Raw genomic sequence first — 3,329 nt, 5'->3', positions numbered from 1 at the left:
GCTCGTCGTCTCCGGCGGCTACGCCGCCTACGACTCCTCACCACCGGCCAAGATAGTTGTCGCTACACCGGACAAGATAATTGTCGCCGCCCAACCATCCCTATGCGAGGCATAAAGTGGAGAAGGCGGCATTCGAAGAATATCTGGGGACCGTCCACGCATTGCTGGACGCAGAAGGCATGTACGAAGCTGCCAATCTCGTGCGTGAACATCCTGCGCGGACGGAGCAGACCGGTTACGACAACTGGAACGGCGGGACTGAGATTTGGGAAGTGCAGATTGAGGTACCAGCGCATGAGTTTGCCCGTCTTGGCGCCAAGCGGGCACAATTGGAGGAGCAAATCTCCGCTAGGCTGAAAACAGTACTTGAGCAAGACACACAAGACTGGTATTCGGCGAAGATAGTGCCGCAAAAAGTTAGCCACAAAGATTGGCGCACCGCAGGGGTTGCACTGCCCAAACAAGTTCGAATCAATATCCTAGACGGCTTGCGATTAACTGACATGGCGTGGTTTGGTCAGCTTGACGACGTCGAATTTCTGAGCAGACTATTCGAGCTGGAACAGCTTCCGTCTACCGACGCTCGCTTCAAAAACGCTGCTGGTGACATTTGGCAGCATCGGATAAACAACGATGATTGGAGCCGCGACTGGGTGTTTTCCGACACTCGTTTCAACTTAGTCGACGGCCCTGCGGAGCGCTTCTTACGATTTTTGTGTGAGATGGTGCATCCACTCGTTCGGCCAGACCGAGAAGATGTCATCGAGATGGTCTCACTTTTCAATGAGCAGCTTCGACAGGCGGGGTGGGAGCTTTACGAGGAGGAGCGTATCGCAGGTCGGCCCCGTTTTGCCTATCGCCGGCTTACTCATAGTGGCTCCCATGTTGTGTCCCGCGCTCGAACGGTGGCTGATGCACTGGATGCAGGTTGGATGGCGAAGGAAATTGAACGCCTCGAACACGCCGTGGAGCGCGACCCTGCGTTAGCTATCGGAACTGCGAAAGAGCTAATCGAGACCTGCAACCGCGTCACGCACGTCTTGCGGTAGCTTCTGCCGTAGCATTTATCGACTTCGTTGCGGAGACATACCGCTACCTGGAAATTGAGAGGGAGGAAAGCTGAACGGCTCGCCCCTCGAGGCGGTCGCGATTCTACGCGAGGTTCAACGCACGCAAAGCGCTGCGCAGTTCTCTCGACGAAAATTCCCTGAAGGGACGAGACAACTTAAACCACAGACAGAGCATCTAAAATGCCGACAGAACTTAGCAGGCTCATTCGCAGTATCCAGCCGGAGCGGACCGTCCTTTTCTTTGGAGCGGGGTCATCGATACCATCTCGAGCGCCCTCGGTAGCCAAACTAATATCGGCAATCTCGGGAAAGTTCAGAATCGACTCTGACGGATTTTCGCTCAGCGAACTTACCGGTATCGTAGAGGAGCGATTCAGCCGAAAAGAGCTGATTGAAACCATTCGCCCGTTGTTTAAAGGCCTTCGGCCGACAGGCGGAATTCTCAATCTACCGCTCTTCCCGTGGCGCTCCATCTTCACCACAAACTACGACGACCTCGTTGAGCAGTGCTATCGCGCGAAGGGCGCTGAATTGGCGGTCTACTCTTCCAATTTTGACTTTACCGTCCACGGCAAGCAGAACGCAACGAAACTGTTCAAATTGCACGGCACCTATGAAAAAGACATCAGCGACGGGCATCAGACGAGGCTGATTCTCACTGAGAGCGACTACGACCAGACGAGTCAATATCGCGAGAGTCTTTACGACCGACTCAAGAGCGACCTTGCGGGCGGCCACCTCATTATCATTGGACATTCCCTAGGCGACGAGCATATCAAGGCAATCGCAAACCGCGCTGCCGAAATCAACGGTAGCGCACACGGTGGCGGAAAGGTCACGCTCCTTCTCTATCAGCGAGATGATAATCGGGCTATGCTTTTCGAGAAGAGAGGTTTCGACGTTTGCTTTGGCGGAATCGATGAGTTCTTCGCCGAACTGTCGCACGCAGTTCCGGCAACCGACCTCATCTTTCAGGCCTCGGGCAATCCTCTTGAGCAAATCCATGCGCTCAGCCCCGTTACAACGGACGTTAAGCACTCAATGGAGGCAGCTTCAGATGTCAGCTCGATGTTTAACGGGTGGCCAGCGTCGTACGGCGATGTGATAGCCGGACTAACGTTCGACCGGACCGTGGTCGAGGAAATAGTGTTCTGGTTGCAAAGCGACATCGCGATTGCAGCCACTCTACTCGGCGCGAGCGGCGTGGGAAAGACGACCGCAGCGCGGCAATGTCTCTGTCAACTTGCAAAGCAGAAGGTGCACGTTTGGGAGCACCGAGCCGACCACACGTTACTCAGTAAAAGTTGGGCGGAAGTCGCACGGCTACTGAAAGGCCGAGGTGAGACGGCGGTATTGTTCATAGACGAAGCTCACTCGCACCTGCAGCAAGTGAACGAACTGCTTGATACTCTTTTCGGCGAAAAGCTGACATCGTTGAAGGTACTGTGCGTCTCGACACGAAACCATTGGAACCCGCGCATCAAAAGCCCAGCCTTCTACAAGGCAGGTAAGGAGTTCAAGCTCGATAAGTTGCTTCCGCAGGAGCTAGACCGCCTGCTGAATCTAGTCGAGAGCAACTCATCGATTCGCCCGCTCACTGAGAACACATTCAGCGGATTTTCGAGATACGAGCGTCGTCGAAGGCTAGCCGAGCGATGCGAGGCCGATATGTTTGTCTGCCTCAAAAACATTTTCGCCTCCGAAAAGTTCGACGACATCGTCTTGCGTGAGTTCGCCCATATAGCGCCTCAGTATCAAGACATCTATCGAATCGTTGCGGCCATGGAGAGTTCGGGAATACGGGTTCACCGACAGCTTGTCATGCGACTGCTCAGCATCCCTGCAGCGGAGACGATGGCTGCGCTCGTCTCGTTGACCGATATCGTCATGGAATATTCAATCACCGAGCGAGAGGGAATTTACGGCTGGAAGTGCCGCCACAACGTCATTGCCGACATTGTTACCCGGTATAAGTATCCGGACGCCACTGAGATTGCGGGCCTATTTGAGCGTGTCATCGATTGTATTTCCCCGTCCTATGAGATTGAGATTCGCACCATACGTGAGCTCTGCAACGTCGAGACAGGGTTGCCGCGTATCCCTGACAAGGTAGTTCAAAACAAGCTTCTCAGGAAAATGATGTCTGTGGCGCCCGGTGAACGAGTGAACCGCCCCGAGAATCGTGGAGGCTGGTTGGTTTAAGTTGATGCCGGCACAGCGATGGTATTGCTGAATTGCCGGTAGTAGTTTGCCTCAGCT

Annotated in this window: 2 protein-coding genes; both read left to right on the top strand. The window is 54.3% G+C overall.

The window, feature by feature from the left end:
- Nucleotides 1-116: 116 nt before the first annotated feature.
- A complete protein-coding gene (locus P3T25_RS48365) occupies nucleotides 117-1,049 on the top strand; it encodes a hypothetical protein (protein ID WP_429364845.1) in 933 nt (310 codons plus the stop codon).
- 201 nt (nucleotides 1,050-1,250) lie between these two features.
- Nucleotides 1,251-3,272 carry an SIR2 family protein gene (locus P3T25_RS48360; RefSeq protein WP_429364843.1) on the top strand — a complete coding sequence of 674 codons (2,022 nt, stop codon included), beginning with the start codon at nucleotides 1,251-1,253 and terminating at the stop codon, nucleotides 3,270-3,272.
- Nucleotides 3,273-3,329: the final 57 nt, after the last annotated feature.

The organism is Paraburkholderia sp. GAS32 (assembly GCF_050434225.1).
Classification (GTDB): Bacteria; Pseudomonadota; Gammaproteobacteria; order Burkholderiales; family Burkholderiaceae; genus Paraburkholderia; species Paraburkholderia madseniana.
The sequence above is the reverse complement of the archived record's forward strand: the minus strand, read 5'-3'. Positions and strand labels throughout refer to the sequence as shown.